Source organism: Bartonella sp. AA83SXKL (genome assembly GCF_042196965.1).
Classification (GTDB): Bacteria; Pseudomonadota; Alphaproteobacteria; order Rhizobiales; family Rhizobiaceae; genus Bartonella.
The window spans coordinates 1-261 of record NZ_JBHIRG010000292.1; the positions used below are offsets into that span (position 1 = coordinate 1).

Consider the following 261-nt stretch of genomic DNA (forward strand, 5'->3'; position numbering starts at 1 on the left):
CTGGCATTTTGTAGACGGATTCAGTATGTAAATGGGGGTGGTTGTGGCGATACACAATATAGCTAACTAAAATTACAGACCATACGAATAAAAATGCAATTGCTGAAATGCTGCTCACGATTGTAAAAGCACTGATGATGCTTGGAGATGATGATGCAATTGTGTATCCTAATAAAATACATAAGCAGGAAAAGAATAGGGCATTGGCTGGAACATGGTATTTGGAAAGTTTTCCAAAAAACCGAGGTGCACCTTTTTGTG

The 261-nt window shown here is 38.3% G+C and carries 1 protein-coding gene; it reads right to left on the reverse strand.

From position 1 onward, the window contains the following. The coding region (locus ACFINO_RS11210) for an amino acid permease (protein ID WP_375655926.1) at positions 1-261 on the reverse strand (261 nt) is incomplete at both ends.